Below are 17973 nucleotides of genomic sequence, written 5' to 3'. Positions count from 1 at the left end.
ATTTATTATGATATGAAAAAAATTACAATATCATTACTTACTCTTATGGCTTTGTTCTCGTTTGGACAGGATAAAGAAATAAAAGATGCTTTTAATGCATTTGAAGGAGGTAACAAATCTCAGGCACAGACTCTTATTCAACAGGCTGACCCTTTAGTTAATACTAAAATTTCATCTATTGAACCAGAACTATATGCCAAATATCTTTATGTTAAAGGGGCTACTTATTTAGATCAAGGTAAAACGCTCGAAGCAGCAAAAGTTTTGGCAGAACTCTCTAAATATGAGAAGGGACCGATTTATTCCTTGAAAAATAAAAATACCAAAGAAAAAGCTTTTGTTTTATCTAAAGAACAAGCAGATAAATTAGTTTCTGAAGGATTTTCCGGTTTAAAAGAAACGAAATCAGGAACAGATTATTTAAATAAACTATTACCGGTATTAGAACAAAAAAGGCAAGCATCTGTAACCAAAGCAACGGATGAATATAATTCAAAAGATTTTGAAAAATCTGCTGAAGATTTTCTTGAGTCACATTATCTGACTAAAGCTGCGGGTGTAGATGATGATGTTTATAAATATTATGCTGCCGTTTCTTATCATGCTGCAAACAATAGTGCTAAAGCCTTGGAATTATATAAAGAGCTTATTAATGAAGGCTATACAGGTGTAAGAAATACTTATTCCGCTTTAAATAACAAAAAAGAAAGAGTAACATTATCCGAAAATGATTATAATTTACTGAAAAAAGCATCAAGTGCTGATTATACAGATTTAAAAATTGAATCTACTCCTTCTGTAGAGGCAGATTTGTATAATTATGCAGTTTCTTTACTTACAGCCGATAAAAAGTATTCAGAAGCCTTATCTTTAGCAGAAAAAGGACTGACTAAATTTCCTACAGATACCAATTTAAGTTCTCAGGTAGGAGAACTGTATTATCAGACCGGAAATACTCAGAAATATGTAGACAGGTTAAAAGAATCTGTGCAAAAAAATCCAAATGACTATGTTTCTTTATACAACTTAGGAGTTATATACAGTAAAGATGAAAAAACATATGATCTAGCAAAAGAATATTATAATAAAGCAGTTTCAGTTAAACCGGATTATACAGCAGCCTATTTCAATTTGGCAGCGTTAGCCCTTGAGCCGGATAAAGAGATTGTTAATAAATTAAATAATTTAACAACATCTAAGGAGGATCAACAGAAATACGATGCACTGACGGTTGAAAGAAAGAAAATGTTTTTTAAAGCTCTCCCTTTCCTGGAAAAAGCTCATGAACTGGAACCTAAAGACAAAGCAGTTTATCAGGCTTTAGAAAATGCTTATAAAGTTCTCCAGAAAAGAGATAAATTAGATCAGTTAAGAAAAGAAAATAATTAATAATTTTTCTTATTAATAAAAAGACAAAAGGCTATTTTAATAGCCTTTTGTCTTTTTTTCTATTTAAAAATTTGTGCACGATATTTGTACTTATTAAATTATAAATAAAATAAAGTAAAAAATATGAAAAAAGGTTGTATCATAGGAGGAGGAATATTTCTTGTATTGGCTGTAATAGGAATAGCTTTAGTAGGATACTGGATTTCTATGAGTAATCGTATTGTTGAGTTAGATAATGATTCTAAACAAAAATGGGGAAGCGTAGAAAGTGCTTATCAAAGAAGAGCAGATTTAATACCTAGTTTGGTTGCAACAGTCAATAAAGCTACCAATTATGAAAGAGAAACATTGACATCAGTTGTGGAAGCTAGAGCTAAAGCTACTTCTGTTCAAATAGATCCTTCTAATCTTACTCCTGAAAAATTGGCAGAGTTTCAACAAGCTCAGGCAGGAGTTGGTTCAGCTTTAAGCAGGTTATTAGTATCTATTGAAAGATATCCTGATTTGAAAGCTAATCAAAGTATACTATCATTTCAAAACCAGTTGGAAGGTACTGAAAACAGAATTAAAATTGAAAGAGATAATTATAACGCTACTGTAACGACTTATAACAATTATATACAAAAATTTCCGGGAAGTATTATTGCCGGTATGAAAGGTTTAAAAGAAAAAGGAATGTTTAAAGCAGATGCAGGAGCAGAAAAAGCACCCAATGTTAATGAACTTTTAAACGGTAAATAATTTACAGAATAAAACATCACGATATGCTTTTTACTCCGGAAGATGAAAAACAAATAATCGAAGCCATTCGATTGGCTGAAACTATGTCGACCGGCGAAATACGGGTGCATTTAGATCAAAAACTTGAAGGAGATCCATTAGCTAAAGCCCAGGAGATTTTTTATAAAATTGGAATGGATAAAACGAAGGATAAAAACGGGATTTTATTTTATGTGTCCGAGAATAGGAAGCAAGTTGCTGTGATAGGAGATCAAAATATACATACTTACGTTAAACAGGCTTTTTGGGATCAGATTTTAAATGAAATTGTATCAGATTTTAAAAATGGATTTTATAAAGAAGGTCTGACTAAAGCTATTAATAAAACCGGAATTAAACTGAAAAAATATTTTCCACATAATGGAAAAACAATTAAAAACGAACTTCCTGATGAAATTTCACGATAAAATTAAGTTACTTTTATTAACTTTTTCTATTTTCTTAGGAACTTTTGTTTCTGCGCAGAGTGAATTTGAAATTCCAGATGCCCCTTCTAAAATTTATCCGGTTAATGATTATGCCAATGTTTTATCAGAACAGCAAAAAGATTTTATTAATAAGAAATTAATAACCTACAGTGATTCTACATCTACAGAAATCTTAGTTTGCACAGTAAAGACTATAAATGGAGATGATATAAATTTTGTAGGAGCTAGATGGGGTGAAAAGTGGAAAATAGGCCAAAAAAAATCTAATAATGGTATTGTGCTATTAATCGCTACGGATGATCATAAACTCACCATTCAGAACGGGAGAGGAACGGAAGATGCTATGACAGATATGATGTCGGGTATTATTATTAATCAGTATATGGTTCCTTATCTGAAAGAAAACAATTTTTATGAGGCTATTAATTCCGGGACTGATCAGATTATAAATGTGTTACAAGGTAAATTTAAAGCTAAAAAAAGTGCTGAAAATGAAGATGATTTTTCTGGATTAATGGTAGCTATTATTGTATTTGTAGTAATTATGTTTATAGTTTTTATAAGTTCTGGAGGAAACAATGGAGGAGGAACCTACTACGATAGAAATGGGAAAAGACGTAAAAATGATGATGATTTTTGGGGTGGAATTGGTGGCGGATTCTTAGGTGGCGGATTTGGAAGTAGTCGTGGAGGAAGTTCCGGAGGCGGATTTGGCGGATTTGGTGGCGGAGGAAGCTTTGGCGGTGGTGGATCAAGTGGAAGTTGGTAATTAATTAAAATATTAAAAAAAGAAGCGTAAGGCTTCTTTTTTTGAACTATGAAATTGATAGTTATTTTTATTGAGTATTGAGTTCCTAATGAATTAATACATTATGTTAAAACTTAAATATATATTTATATTATGCTTATTTTGCATAATTTCCGGTTGTGCTACAACTAAAAATAGAGAGAAAAACCGGGAGTATGAATTTCAGGATGAAATGGAAATCTATTATGAGTATGACTACGAACAATATAATTATGATGATTTTGATAGAGGATAATTTTATATCCTCTATCGATATATATATTACTGTAACATTTGTTGCGCTTTAGCCAATCCTTCAATAAGTTTATCTATGTCTTCATAAGAAGTATATATAGCGAAAGATGCCCGCACAGTACCTGATATTTCGAAGCGTTTCATTATCGGCTGGGCACAGTGATGACCTGTTCTGACAGCTATACCTTGCTTATCAAGAATAAAACCAACATCAGAAGAATGAATGTTGTCTATATTAAAATTGAAAGAGACTGCACCTGCTCTTTGATTTGCTTCTGAGGCATACACAGTAAGATTTTCTATAGATTTCAATTGATCTGTTGTATAGTTCAATATATCTTCTTCATGCTTTCTGATATTTTCAACTCCTATATTCTGCATAAATTCAATTGCTTTTTTCAAAACTATATTGCCGGCAATATTAGGAGTTCCTGCTTCAAATTTAAAAGGAAGACCAGCGTAAGTAGTTTTTTCAAAAGTGACTTCTTTAATCATTTCTCCCCCTCCTTGGTAAGGTCTCATTTGCTCAAGCAGGTTTTCTTTTCCGTATAAGATACCAACGCCGGTTGGGCCATACATTTTATGAGAAGAAAACACATAAAAATCAGTGTTTAATTCCTGAACATCTATTTCCATATGAGGAATTGCCTGTGCACCGTCAATAAGGACAATCGCACCATACTGGTGTGCTTTATCAATGATTTCTCTAACAGGATTAACTACACCCAGAGCATTAGAAATATGATTTACAGCTACAATCTTAGTTTTTTCTGTCAATAAATTATCATATTCATGCATTAGCAAATCGCCATGGTCATTAACAGGAATAATTTTTAAAATTAATCCTTTGCGCTCAGCTAGCATTTGCCATGGTACGATATTAGAGTGGTGTTCTAAATTGGAAATAATTATTTCGTCTCCTTCATTTATAAGAGTTTCAATACCATTGGCTACTAAATTAATACCATCAGTAGTACCTTTAGTAAAAATTATTTCGTAATCTTTTTTTGCATTTATAAAGGTTTGAACCGATTTTCGTGTTTCTTCCATTTCTACAGTTGCAAGCTGACTTAATGTATGAATACCACGGTGAACATTGGAATTTATGGTTTTGTAATAATCTTCTTCAGTATTAATAACAGAATATGGTTTTTGTGATGTTGCTGCATTATCAAGGTAGACCAGTTTATTTCCATTTACAGACTGTTCCAAAATAGGAAACTGACTTCGTATATATTTTAAATCTATGTTCATAAGGTAAATTTAAACAAATATGAATTAATATTATTTATTCTAACATTGAAAATCGTAATGAGTTAATTAAATTTTTTTTACAAATGGCTGATTAGGATCTGCAATCTCTTTGATTAGAGACGTAATCTCTTTAAATAATTCACAAGCCTGAGGATAGGTAAAAATAGTATTGTTATCAAAATTTAAAAGTTCAATTCCTTTAAATGGTTTCTTAAAACTCCAGATTCCTACCTGTATAGTTGAAGCTGATTTTTCATTTAAAACTATGTAAGCATAAAAAATTAATTGAATAAAAAATTTAAAATTCTTGTTATTCTTAATCTCAGATAATTGATCAGCTTTAAAATTAAGTGATCCAACAGAAGAAGTTTTATAATCAATAATTCGGTCTTGTCCGTCAAATATATCCCAGCGATCTGCAAAGCCTTTAAGTTGAATTTTTCCTAAAGATTCAATTGATACATGAGAGGTCAGTTTTTTTTCAATATCATTTAAAAATATACTATGGCCGTTTCGGATATCGTTTAAATCTCGAAGTATAATTTTTTCGACAGTTTTTTCAGCTAATAATTTTTGCAGATAATTTTGTCCCCGATCAAACAAATCAGCATTTAGTTCTTTAGCTATATACTCATTCAGATGATCTTTATATGTGTCTAGAAGAATTAATAAAGATTTTTCTTCTAAATATTGACTTTTTAAAGGAGAATATAAAGATTCTAAAGTATGGTGAATCAAATTCCCATAATTCAAAGGCGAAATTTCCTCTTCAATTTCAGATTTTTCACCCAATTCAAGAATTTTCTGCAAGTAAAAACTAATAGGATCATAATGATAACTCGTTAAATGAGTTGGAGAAACAGGGTTTTTTAACCAGTTTTTAATTGCTTTGATCAGTGCAGGAGTTTTTTCAATAGTAAGTTCTTTTTCGCTTTCCAATTCCCCTGAATAAGATGCTGTAATTTCGTGAATAGTGTGTGGAGATTCAAATTCTAATTGGCTGATAAACCTGCTTTTTTCTCCTGAATTTAATCCTTCTGTAAAATTATTATATATTAAATGAATTGAATTTGCATGTTGTAATAAGCGGTAAAAATGATAGGCATAAATAGCATCGTTTTCTAAAAAAGTATGAATATCATAGTTTTTTTTAACATCAAATGGAATAAAAGAATTATCAGATCTTCCTGCTGGAATAACACCTTCATTTACCCCAAGCATAATAATATTTTCAAATCCCAACAGACGAGTTTCCAATACACCCATTAATTGAAGACCCTCTAAAGGTTCACCTATAAAATCAATCTTTTCATTAGTAAGAATATGCTGGTAAAAAGAATATAAAAGAGTAAAATTATCAATATAAAAATTTTGAGATAATTGTGATATTAGTATTGAAAAGACATTTTTAAATTTCAGAAAATTTTCTTTTAATATAGCTTGCTGTTCTGAATATGCCCAAAATTTTTCGTTACAAAAATCATATAATTTCTGAAGTAAATCAATAGGATGTTCAAAATTAGTGAAGATAAAAAATAATTCCCATGTGCTTAATTTATCATATAATAAAGAGTTTGATATAAATACCAGATTGTAAGTATTTATTTCTTCACATAACTCATATACGTCTGAATTATTTTCTAATAATGGATGGTTAAGGATTGATAAAACATCTTTGTAATAATATCCTTTAGCTTTATTTTTTTCCCTGAATATATGTAATTGAAATATCTGTTTAAAAAAAGAGGCAAGAATTGAATTTTTAAGTGAATATCCCATAGTAATGTTAACCCTTTTTACATTTTCAGGTAAACTTTCCATTACAGAAGGAAGAATAGTTTCATCGCACAAAACCAAAGCGGTTTTTTGTAATTCATATTCCGTGAGGTTTTCCAGAAGTTTTCCGGCATACTTTGCCTGGGCAACATCTTGAGAAGTGCTAACTACATGTATATTTTTTTTTTGAGAGAAATTATTTTCAGTCCAAAGGAACTCTCTGTTAGCATAATAATTCCATTGAACAAATTTTCTTAAAAAATAACCAGACTCCTGATTATTTTTTTTCATATAATACTCATCAGAGTCCCAATAGAGTAGCGTATGATAATTAGCAACAAAATGTTTAATCAATATTTCTTCATTGGGTGTTATAGCATTGAATCCGGCAAATACAAAAGTTTGATCCGCAGATAATTTAGTGTTTTTCAGATGTTGAATTGCAGAATGTAAAATCATACCCTGAGTACCTAAGCCTTTATTTAGTAAGGATGCTTTTAATTCTTTATATAATACAACATTGTTTTCCCAAAATTTGATGTTTTTATAAAATAATTTTTCTTTATCGCCGGTATCGAGTATTTCACTCCAATTTTCAAGTCTTTCAATTGAAGTAAGATGCTCTAAAACTTTCATCGGATCCTTGGAAAAAATATCAATATCATTAAAATCTTTCAAAAGTGTAGGAATCCATTTCAAAAAGTCTTCGAGATTTTCTTCAGGATTAATAAATTGTTTTTGAATAGTATAAGCTTCAAACCAAAGAGGTATATTTTCAATTTTTACCAAATCACTATACAAGGCAACAAAATCTTCAATAGTTATAAATTTAGGTAAGAATCCTTTATACCCTTTTTCTGAAAAATACCTTTTAAAAAATATAATAGGTCGTTTACCTGGTAATATAATTTGGGTTTTGGATAAATCAATTTGATTATCCAGTAAATTAGTAACTACATTTTCAATAAAAGACATTTTCGTGTTCAACTCAATTATAAACAAATGTAGTAAAAAGTATTTTATAAGATAATGATTTTAAAATGCGTTTAATTCCCTAAGATTTTCGACAATCTTTTCAAAAAAATTGGTTAAGTTTTATCTAATCGGATTACAATTATATATTCAGGTTTTCCATAAAATCATTCTTGAATAAAGTAAAGTAAAAATAAATTTTGTATATAAAATCTTAATTTTATATTTTTGCTTATATATTGATGTAAAATTTTGTATTTATATATATTTTTAATATATAAATATAAATTAATTTTTTTTAAAAATAATTTTCTATGAATATTCTTAAGATAAATAAAAATTTTCTACTGGTCTTTTTTCTAATTTTTATAAACAATTTTACAGGCTTATGCCAGATGAGTGTTTCAGGATATATAATGGACGAAACATACAATCCTGTAAATAAAGCTAAAATAATTATAGATGAAGCTGAACAATCATCAATAATTTATTCGGATAGTACAGGATATTTCTATATTGATAAAATTAATGCAGATAAAATTATTGTAACAATAAGTGCATTAGGATATTATACACAAAATCAAACATTAGATTTAAATAAAGTTCAATCTTTAGATGTTATACTTAAATCTGACATAAAGCATAAAAATAATGATTCAAAATATACGGAACTATCTTCAATCAATGTTACGGGTAAAAATGAAAGTTATATCAACAATTATAGTTCCAGTGCAACAAGATTATCAATGCTGGCTAGAGAAGTTCCACAATCAATAAACTCTATAAATCATAATATTATCGAAGACCGGCAGACATTTCAATTGGCAGATGCAGTTAAAATTGTTCCCGGTGTAGAATCTAGCAGTTTTTACAATCAGTATACCATACGAGGGATAAGTCAGAATGAAGAAGGACAAATAATTAACGGAATGCGTACCAGACAATATTATTTTTTACAGCCATTAACAACTAACATAGAAAAAATTGAAGTAATTAAAGGTCCGGCAAGTGCTACTTTTGCAAGTGTAGATCCGGGAGGAAGTATAAATTTAATTACTAAAAAACCTTTGGTTACAAGTAGTAAAACCATAACATTGAATACGGGAAGCTATAATACAATACGGGGCGCTTTAGATTTTACCGGACCGTTAAACGAAAATAAAACATTATTATATCGATTAAATGCAGGATTTCAAAAAGCGAGAAGTTACAGGGATTTAGTGCATAACGATGCTCTGCTGCTATCACCTTCATTCACGTATAAATTGAGCAACAAAACAAAAGTTAATATAGAGACTATATATACTAATCAAACAGGTAATTTAGATAGGGGACAGCCTATATTCGGAGCAGTTTCCGGAATAACAAATTTAAAAAGTACACCCATTAGCCTTAATTTAGGTAAAGAAGGAGATTATTATAAATCTGAGAATTTAATACTTATGGGTACATTTACACATGCATTCAATAAACAAATAAGTATGAATGCTGCTTATATGAAACAAACATGGAAAGAAGATCTTCAAGAACACAGAACAACTAATGCATTTGCTGTAGATGTAAATAATAATCCTGTTAATTCTTTAGTGGGAATGCAATACGTAAAACGTAAACAAAACTGGAGTGTAGATAATTTTAACGCTTATATTAGTTATAATTTCAAGACAGGACCCATTTCTCATGATCTAATTACAGGTTTTGATTTTAGCGCATGGAAAAAAATTAAAGGAGGTAACCAAAGTGCAGCACGAGGGTATATATTGAAAGATGGAAGTGTTACCAGTCGTTATGATCCCACAAAGGCAGAACAATATGAAACCGTGACAATAAATAATGTTACTTTACCGAAGCCGAATGTTAATTATTTTGATTTAATAAATTTGAATCATACATCCTCGGATAGCAATTACATAATGAATTCACAAATTACTATTCCTCCAACTTTATCTAGAAATCAAGCTATTTATATACAAGAACAATTGAGATGGAAAAGAGTCATAGTTATAGCCGGAATTCGTCAGGATTGGTTTGAAGATAAAACAAATTATGATGAAAAAAATGAAAAATCCTTTAAAAATAATAAATTACTTCCCCGATTAGGTATCACTTTGATTTTAAGTGATAACATAAACATTTATTCAACCTATTTAGAAGGTTATCAACCACAAAGTAACACGGCAAGTTTATTACCCAGTACAGGTAACTATAATTGGAGTACGGAATCTGCAGCAAAATTTAAACCTTTGATCAGCGATTTAAAAGAAGCTGGTATTAAAACCAATTTTTTCAATAATAAGTTGGTAGCCAATCTCTCTGTTTATGAAATAAATCAAAAAAATTTATTAATGAATGCTAATCTCGCTCAATATCCCGATTCATTAATAACCAGAGGAGCTGAAAGAAGTAAAGGTTTAGAACTAGAAATATCACTTAATATAGCTGCCTATTGGCATTTATATGCATCTTACTCTTACAATGATGCAAGAATTACCAAGGATAACAATCCCGATTTAATTGGTGCCAGAAAACAGAATAGCCCCTATAACAGTGCCAGTTTCTGGACAAGGTATAACTTTCAGAATATTGATATTATAAAAGACTGGGGGATTGGTGCAGGCTTTCAGTATAATAGTAATCGTATTCCTTGGTTTGACAGAACATTCAAAGTACCTTCTTATTTTTTAGTTGATTTAGCTTTATATTATGCTCCCAAAAATACAAATATGCAATTTACGCTCAATGTTAACAATGTAATGAACAAAACCTATTGGATTGGAGCACAAAATTATCTGAGACTGTTTCCCGGAGCTCCACGTAATGCTTTAGCTACAGCCACTATAAAATTTTAATACTATTTAAGATTTTTCAGGTACTTATTTAAAAAAGTAATAATAATAGTAACCGATAAACTCTCTGAGCAAAGTTCCCGGATGATATTCTTTATTATAATAATGTGAGCTGGCTGAACCAATATTATAAAATCCTTTTTTATAATACATAAGCTTAATACGTGATATATGATAATATTGAGAAATAATAATAAGTTTTTTAAAATTATTATCCTCCATAATTTTTAATGAATTTTCAACATTTTCTTCTGTATTAATAGCTTCCGTATCAGCAATAATATCGCCCAACCGAACTCCGTTTTTTAATAAATAAATCATCATTAAATCAGCTTCACAATAACCCTTATGAGCAATACCTCCGGTAACTATCAACTTTTGAACCTGACCCGCTTTGTATAACTTTAATCCAATGTTTAAGCGTCTTTCCATAGATTTAGATAAAGAACCGTCTTTCCGGTTTTTTGAACCGAAAATAACACCTACATCTGCATCTCTTATATCTTCCTGAATACCATCTGTAACAATTATAACAGTGTGTACAATAAACCAGAAGAAAACCAGTGAAATAAACGCAAGTGTATACTTGAATATTTTCTTATAATAAGACATTAATTAAACGTTCAGTTAAGTTTTAAACGGTTGTAAATTTATAAATGATTTCTAATTAAAAACTACTAAGACAAAGTTAAAAAAGTTAAAAAATAACAGAAGATTACAATAACAATAAGCTACAGCCTCTGATATCAGAATTATCCATTCTTCCTAAAACCTGAAAAGAATCAGAAACAGTTAATTTTCCCAAATCTTGAGTGGATATAAAAGAACAGCTATGATAATTTGCTAAATCAATAATATTAATTCCACCTGTTTTTCCATTAGTTTCATAAGCAAAAGGATCCTCTGCATCTCTAATTAAAATTTTCATCCAGGGAGGGCATTTATAAACATTTTCACCTAAAGAGTATGCTTGTGATAATAATTCAGTCATACTGTATTCAGAAAAAATATTCTGTGTGTTGAAAGCATTCTGAAGTTCTTTTAGCAGCTCATCTTTAGTAATTTCTTCTTTTCTCCCTTTCATGCCTCCAGTCTCTATTACATAAGTATTTTTTAAGTTTTGAGGAAACATATTAGCAAAGTCAAGCAAAGCGTATGACACACCAAATAATATAATTTTTTGATTTTTAGATTCCAGTTTTTTAATAAGTGAATTAAGATCTTCAAAATTATATAGAAAATAACCGTTTTCTTTTTTAGACGATTGCTTCATTAGAAAATCAACCATATAAATCAATGAAGAATTTTTCTTTTCCAGATAAGAAGGTAATAAACCTAAGTAAATATATTCTGAAGGTTCCCCAAAAAATATTTTAAAAGATTCCAAAATACTTTTTTGATAAATCTTAGCATCTCCAATGAAGTGTTTGGAGAGATTTTCAGAAGTAGTTCCGCTACTTTGAAAATAAAATACATCAGAATTAATATTATTATCGAGTATTTTATGCTTTTTAAAAAATTCAACTGGTAAAAATGGTATTTCTGTATAATGTTTAATTTTATTACTATCAATTTTCAAAAAATCTACAAATCTTTTATATACATAAACATTGGTATACTGATAATTGAATATTGAAACTGCCGCATTATTAAATTCTTCTTCAGAATTTATAGTAAATATATCGTTTGGATTTATCATTAGAATTTTAATCACTAAAATTTGAATGTGTAAATTTACTAAGATTGATTGAAATATTTAAAAATATGATCTTACGTCGATTTGACAGTAAATTTAAATTGGCAGTAAAATTGATATTTAATGAATAATAATTTTAAAAAGGAATTCAATCATGTCAAAACATAATGAAAACGAAGAAAATGAGTTAATTGAAGAGCCTAACAATAATCAAAATTCTCAGGAGGAAACTGAAAATGTTGAAAATTTGTCAGATATTAAAAAAGATTCCGGACTAGAGGAAAAATTGGCACAAGAGAAAGATAAATTCATTCGGTTATTTGCAGAATTTGATAATTATAAAAAACGTGTAACCAAAGAGAGACAGGATTTAATAAAATATTCGAATAAAGATTTACTTGAATCTTTATTACCTGTATTAGACGATTTTGACAGAGCAATGAAAGAACTGGAAAAGGATGATACTAATGCAGCTGTTTTGGAAGGTGTAAAACTTATATATAATAAATTATATAACACACTGAAAGATAAAGGATTATCTCCTATAGAAGTAAAGTCCGGAGATGATTTTAATCTGGATTTACATGAAGCTATTACGCAGATTCAAGCTCCGGATGAAAGCTTAAAAGATAAAATCGTAGATGTTGTGCAGCAGGGGTATTTATTGCACGATAAAGTTATTAGATATGCTAAAGTAGTTATCGGAAAATAAAATTAATCATATTTCTTATTATTAGTAGTTGTAAACATGTCAAAAAGAGATTATTACGAGGTTTTAGAAGTTTCCAAAACTGTTACTGAAATTGAGTTAAAAAAGGCTTACAGAAAGAAGGCAATAAAATTTCATCCGGATAAAAATCCTGGAGATAAAGAAGCCGAAGAAAAATTTAAAGAAGCAGCGGAAGCTTATGAAGTATTGAGTGATCCGCAGAAAAGGGCTCGTTATGATCAATATGGTCATGCTGGTGTAGGAGGTGCTGCAGGAGGAGGTTTTGGTGGCGGAGGAATGAATATGGAAGATATTTTTTCTCATTTTGGTGATATATTTGGTGGAGCCTTTGGTGGCGGAGGTTTTGGAGGATTTTCTTCACGGCCACAGCAGGTACAGGGTTCTAATTTAAGAATACGGTTATCACTAACTCTCAAAGAAATTATTAATGGAGTAGAAAAAACCATAAAAGTTAAAAGGTTCAAATTAGCACCAGGTGCAACCTCTAAAACTTGTCCTACTTGTCACGGTTCAGGTCAAACCCGAAGAGTAATGAATACTCCTTTTGGACAAATGCAGACACAGACCGTTTGTGGTACTTGCAATGGAACTGGAAAAGTTGCCGATCATATACCTCCGGGTGCCAATAATATGGGACTTATAAAAGTTGAAGAAGAAGTTACTATCAAAATACCGGCTGGTGTTAGAGAAGGAATACAAATTCAGGCTCGCGGAAAAGGAAATGACGCCCCGTTTGGAGGTATTCCCGGAGATTTAATTGTTGTCATTGAAGAAATTGAAGACGAACACCTGAAAAGAGAAGGAGATAACCTTCATTATGAATTATACATTTCAATGCCTGAGGCTGTTTTAGGAGCCAAAAAAGAAATACCAACAGTAAATGGTAAAGTCAAAATTACTGTTGATGCTGGAACTCAATCGGGTAAAATACTTCGATTAAAAGGTAAGGGACTTCCACAAATGCAGGCTTATGGTCATGGAGATTTGTTTATTCATATTAACGTTTGGACACCTAATCCTGGTAAATTAACTAAAGATCAAAAAGAGTTTTTTGAAAAGATGGTAGAAGACGAGCATTTTTCTCCTAAACCGACTAAAAATGATAAAACATTTTTTGAAAAAATAAAAGATATGTTTTCTTAATTAGGTAATAAATAAGATAAAAAAACCTTAAGCAATAGTTTAAGGTTTTTTTATCTCACTATATATTTTAATATGCTAGGCTTAGTAATTAAATTTCTATTGATTCAACCCAATAGACTTATTTTTCAAAAGCTTTAGCATCATTCCAAAGTTTATCCATTTCGTTAATAGTTAATTGAGAAAGTTCTTTATTAGATTCATTGGCTAGTTGTTCCATCATTTGAAATCTTGAAATAAATTTTCGGTTTGTTTTTTCCAGAGCATTCTCTGGATTAATCTGATTATAGCGCGCATAATTAATTAAAGAAAACAAAACGTCACCAAATTCAATTTCTTTATTTTCTAAATCATCTTCATTTTCAAATTCATTAATTTCTTCTTTAATTTTGTTAAGTATCTGACTATTATTTTCAAATTCAAAACCGATACCTTTTACTTTTTCCTGTATTCTGTAAGCTTTAATTAAGGCAGGTAGAGAAGAAGGAACTCCTTCCAGCACCGATTTTCTTCCTTCTTTTAATTTTAATTTTTCCCAATTCTGTTTTACTTCTTCTTCATTTTCTACTTTTACATCACCATAAATATGCGGATGCCGATATACTAATTTATCACATATACCATTTAAAACATCTCCAATATCAAATAATTGAGATTCAGAAGCAATTTTAGAATAAAAGATTAGATGCAGCATTAAATCCCCTAATTCATTTTTAATCTCAGGAATATCATTGTTTTGAATGGCATCCGCTAATTCAAAGGTCTCTTCAATAGTGTTATTTTTTAAAGATTGCATCGTCTGTTTATTATCCCAGGGACATTTTTCCCGGAGTTCATCCATAATATCAAGTAGTCGATTAAATGCCTTTAAATTATTTTGTCTTGAATTCATAGTCTAAAGATAATAAAAAAAGGAACTGTTTCAAAAACAGTTCCTTTTTAAATAATTAATTGTAAACTTACTTATCTGTTTTCTTTTTAGATGCAGCTTTAGTAGTTTTAGCTGTTTTATTTTCTTCTATACTATCTTTATCGTCTTTTTCAATTTTTTTCTTGGTAGCTTTTGCAGGTTTAGAAGTTTTTTCTTCACTTGTTTCAGCAGTAATTTCTTTTTGAGCTTCTGCTTTCTCCATTTCTTCTTTAGCTTTAGCTAGATTTTCCTGATATGTAGCTACAGATTTTTCAGTAATAATCTTATTCTTAACTAATATGTTATACCAGGAAAATAATTTTTTCAAATCAGAATCATATACTCTGTCGGCAGCATAATCTGGCTGAACTTCTTCCATTAAAGCTCTTAGCTTCTGAGAATCGCTTTTGTTAAAATCAATTTCCTTATAATCATGCTTAGCTGAAATTGTAATTAATACAGTTACTAAAGGAACTTCAGAATCTTGAGTATAAATAGAAATATTTTGTAATAAACTTACCTGACTGTTCGAGTTAATAGATAATTTCTTTTGAGAGGTAAGGTCTTTTACAATAAATCCACCTTTTGCCTGAGATACTAATTCAAATAAACCGGGTTTTCCAGTAATTGCAATTATTTTCGTAAGATCCATAATGTGTGTTATGCTAATATTATATTTATTTAATAATTAATGAGAAGGAAATTTCATTCGATATGCAACATCAATATTTCCTTTACTAATATTGTTTAGTTTTCCTTTAACCAATTTTTTCTTTAAAGGTGATAAGTGGTCAGTAAATAAAATTCCTTCGATATGATCATATTCATGTTGAATTATTCGAGCTCTTATATCTCCGAAAGTTTCTATTTTTTTATTCCAGTCCTGATCAAAATATTCAATTTTAATTATTTCAGGTCTGCTTACATCTTCTCTTATATCGGGAATGCTTAAACAACCTTCATTGAATTTCCAGGGCTCACCACTTCTTTCAATGATTCTAGGGTTGATAAATACTTTTTTACAATCCAGTAATTCATCTTTAATAGATTCATATTCTTCATCTTCTGCCAATGGAGAAGCGTCTATGATAAACAGGCGAATATTAAGACCAATTTGTGGGGCAGCTAAGCCAATACCATAGGCTTTGTACATGGTTTCATACATATTGGAGATCAATTGATCCAATTCAGGATAATTTTGATCGATATCTTCTGTCTTTTTTCTTAATATAGGATCGCCGTAAGCGAAAATAGGTAAAATCATCTTATTGTTTTTTATCTAAATAAGTTTGAAGTATAAGCGTTGCACTTACTTCATCCAATAAATGTTTATCTTCTCTTTTCTTTTTATTTTTGCCACTCATACTTATTGAATGTGCTGCTATTTTGGATGTAAATCTTTCATCAATTCTATCAACCGGAATATCCGGATATAAAGTATTGATTTTTAAAATACATTTTTGAATTAAATTTTCAATTTCCGATAGTTCCCCGTTAAGACGTACAGGTAAACCTATAACTATTTTCTCAACGGAATTTTTGAGAATATATTTTTCTAAAAAAGAAAATAAATCTTTAGTGAAAATGCCTGCTAATCCACTTGCAATAATTTGCATATCATCAGTTTCTGCTAATCCGCTTCTTTTTTCTCCGAAGTCTATTGCTAGTATTTTAGGCATAAATATTAATATAATTAATAAAGAGATTTACAGATTAAATTCTTTTTTAAGAGTTTGAACAAAATCAAGTTTTTCCCAAGTGAAAAGTTCAACTTCAATTTCTTTAACTTCTACATTTCCACCGTCACTGTTTCTTTCGAAACGTTTAACAATTGTTTCATTTCTTCTTCCCATATGACCATAAGCTGCTGTTTCAGCATAAATAGGGTTTCGAAGTTTTAATCTTTTTTCAATGGCATAGGGACGTAAATCAAATATTTTTTCAATTTTTGCAGCAATTTCTCCGTCGGTTAGATTAACTTTAGAACTGCCATAAGTATTTACATACAAACCACAAGGTTCGGTAACCCCGATAGCATAGGATACCTGTACAAGTACCTCATCAGCGATTCCAGCTGCTACTAAATTTTTTGCAATATGACGTGTTGCATAGGCTGCGGAACGGTCTACTTTTGAAGGATCTTTTCCTGAAAAAGCACCTCCTCCGTGAGCTCCTTTACCACCGTAAGTATCTACAATTATTTTGCGTCCCGTTAAACCAGTATCACCATGAGGACCTCCAATTTCAAATTTTCCTGTAGGATTGATATGATATATGATATCACCATCAAATAGTGCTTTGATTTCTTCTTTCGATTCTGCTTTAACTTCAGGAATTACAATATTTTTTACATCGTTAGCAATTTGTTCCAACACTACTTCTTCATCCTGATGAAACATATCATGCTGAGTAGAAAGAACAATAGTGTCAATTCTAACCGGTTTATTATTATCGTCATACTCTATAGTAACCTGAGCCTTAGCATCCGGTCTCAGATAAGTCATTACTTTACCTTCTTTTCTTATTTTAGCAAGAACTTTTAGAATGCTATGTGAAATATCTAATGCCATAGGCATAAAATTATCAGTTTCATTGGTTGCATATCCAAACATCATTCCCTGATCACCAGCCCCTTGCTCTTCCTTATTTACTTTATCAACTCCACGGTTAATGTCTTGAGATTGTTCATGTAATGCCGATAATATACCACAAGATTCAGCTTCAAATTTATATTCACTTTTGGTATAACCTATTTTTCGGATAACATCCCGGGTAATATGTTGTAAATCAATATAGGTATTTGATTTTATTTCTCCCGCAAGAATTACCTGTCCCGTTGTAACTAAAGTCTCACAAGCTACTTTAGATTCGGGGTCGAAAGCTAAGAAGTTATCAAGTATAGCATCAGATATTTGATCTGCTATTTTATCTGGGTGGCCTTCCGATACCGATTCGGATGTAAATAAGTAAGGCATATTTTTTGATTTTATGTTGTTTTTAAATCTTTGCA

The 17973-nt window shown here is 30.2% G+C and carries 17 protein-coding genes; 8 read left to right on the top strand and 9 right to left on the bottom strand.

All coding sequences use genetic code 11. The annotated features are described in order from the left end of the window. Positions 1 to 12: 12 nt before the first annotated feature. From EOV51_RS12300 to EOV51_RS14695, 5 genes are all read left to right on the top strand, one after another. On the top strand, positions 13 to 1389 hold the full coding sequence (locus EOV51_RS12300; protein ID WP_128152825.1) for a tetratricopeptide repeat protein: 1377 nt from the start codon (positions 13 to 15) through the stop codon (positions 1387 to 1389). A 123-nt stretch (positions 1390 to 1512) separates the two neighbouring features. Next, a complete protein-coding gene (locus EOV51_RS12295) occupies positions 1513 to 2130 on the top strand; it encodes a LemA family protein (protein WP_128152824.1) in 618 nt (205 codons plus the stop codon). Between the two features lie 23 nt (positions 2131 to 2153). Then, entirely contained in the window at positions 2154 to 2576 is a 423-nt protein-coding gene (locus EOV51_RS12290) for a TPM domain-containing protein (RefSeq protein ID WP_128152823.1), read from the top strand. After that, entirely contained in the window at positions 2530 to 3366 is an 837-nt protein-coding gene (locus tag EOV51_RS12285; protein ID WP_228427630.1) for a TPM domain-containing protein, read from the top strand. The genes EOV51_RS12290 and EOV51_RS12285 overlap by 47 nt, the downstream gene beginning before the upstream one ends. Before the next feature lie 103 nt (positions 3367 to 3469). Further along, entirely contained in the window at positions 3470 to 3640 is a 171-nt protein-coding gene (locus EOV51_RS14695) for a hypothetical protein (RefSeq protein ID WP_164875309.1), read from the top strand. Between the two features lie 26 nt (positions 3641 to 3666). Here EOV51_RS14695 and EOV51_RS12280 read toward each other — a convergent pair whose 3' ends face one another. Next, complete coding sequence (locus EOV51_RS12280; RefSeq protein ID WP_128152821.1) at positions 3667 to 4893, bottom strand: aminotransferase class V-fold PLP-dependent enzyme; 1227 nt, start codon at positions 4891 to 4893, stop codon at positions 3667 to 3669. A gap of 66 nt (positions 4894 to 4959) precedes the next feature. Beyond that, positions 4960 to 7644, bottom strand: a complete 2685-nt coding sequence (locus EOV51_RS12275; protein WP_128152820.1) for a PD-(D/E)XK nuclease family protein — start codon at positions 7642 to 7644, stop codon at positions 4960 to 4962. A gap of 311 nt (positions 7645 to 7955) precedes the next feature. On the opposite strand from EOV51_RS12275, the gene EOV51_RS12270 reads away from it, so the two are divergent. After that, entirely contained in the window at positions 7956 to 10490 is a 2535-nt protein-coding gene (locus EOV51_RS12270) for a TonB-dependent siderophore receptor (protein ID WP_228427629.1), read from the top strand. Positions 10491 to 10514: 24 nt separating this feature from the next. Here EOV51_RS12270 and EOV51_RS12265 read toward each other — a convergent pair whose 3' ends face one another. Next, positions 10515 to 11099, bottom strand: a complete 585-nt coding sequence (locus EOV51_RS12265) for a YdcF family protein (RefSeq protein WP_128152819.1) — start codon at positions 11097 to 11099, stop codon at positions 10515 to 10517. 103 nt (positions 11100 to 11202) lie between these two features. Next, on the bottom strand, positions 11203 to 12186 hold the full coding sequence (locus EOV51_RS12260) for a LuxE/PaaK family acyltransferase (RefSeq protein WP_128152818.1): 984 nt from the start codon (positions 12184 to 12186) through the stop codon (positions 11203 to 11205). A gap of 151 nt (positions 12187 to 12337) precedes the next feature. On the opposite strand from EOV51_RS12260, the gene EOV51_RS12255 reads away from it, so the two are divergent. Further along, on the top strand, positions 12338 to 12895 hold the full coding sequence (locus EOV51_RS12255; protein ID WP_128152817.1) for a nucleotide exchange factor GrpE: 558 nt from the start codon (positions 12338 to 12340) through the stop codon (positions 12893 to 12895). A gap of 36 nt (positions 12896 to 12931) precedes the next feature. Further along, positions 12932 to 14056: a molecular chaperone DnaJ gene (gene dnaJ, locus EOV51_RS12250; protein ID WP_128152816.1), complete on the top strand. Its 1125-nt coding sequence runs from the start codon at positions 12932 to 12934 to the stop codon at positions 14054 to 14056. A gap of 118 nt (positions 14057 to 14174) precedes the next feature. Here the strand turns inward: dnaJ and mazG are convergent, their stop codons facing one another. The 5 genes from mazG to metK form a co-directional block, all read right to left on the bottom strand. Then, a complete protein-coding gene (gene mazG / locus EOV51_RS12245; protein ID WP_128152815.1) occupies positions 14175 to 14945 on the bottom strand; it encodes a nucleoside triphosphate pyrophosphohydrolase in 771 nt (256 codons plus the stop codon). A 67-nt stretch (positions 14946 to 15012) separates the two neighbouring features. Next, positions 15013 to 15615, bottom strand: coding sequence for a DUF5606 family protein (locus tag EOV51_RS12240; protein WP_128152814.1), 603 nt, complete (start codon positions 15613 to 15615; stop codon positions 15013 to 15015). A gap of 36 nt (positions 15616 to 15651) precedes the next feature. Further along, positions 15652 to 16227, bottom strand: a complete 576-nt coding sequence (gene def, locus EOV51_RS12235; RefSeq protein WP_128152813.1) for a peptide deformylase — start codon at positions 16225 to 16227, stop codon at positions 15652 to 15654. Position 16228: 1 nt separating this feature from the next. Beyond that, on the bottom strand, positions 16229 to 16642 hold the full coding sequence (gene ruvX, locus EOV51_RS12230; RefSeq protein WP_128152812.1) for a Holliday junction resolvase RuvX: 414 nt from the start codon (positions 16640 to 16642) through the stop codon (positions 16229 to 16231). A gap of 27 nt (positions 16643 to 16669) precedes the next feature. Beyond that, entirely contained in the window at positions 16670 to 17938 is a 1269-nt protein-coding gene (metK, locus tag EOV51_RS12225; protein WP_128152811.1) for a methionine adenosyltransferase, read from the bottom strand. Positions 17939 to 17973: the final 35 nt, after the last annotated feature.

The organism is Apibacter raozihei (assembly GCF_004014855.1).
Taxonomy (GTDB): domain Bacteria; phylum Bacteroidota; class Bacteroidia; order Flavobacteriales; family Weeksellaceae; genus Apibacter; species Apibacter raozihei.
Note: the sequence above shows the minus strand (reverse complement) of the source record. Positions and strands in the feature narration are given on the sequence as shown.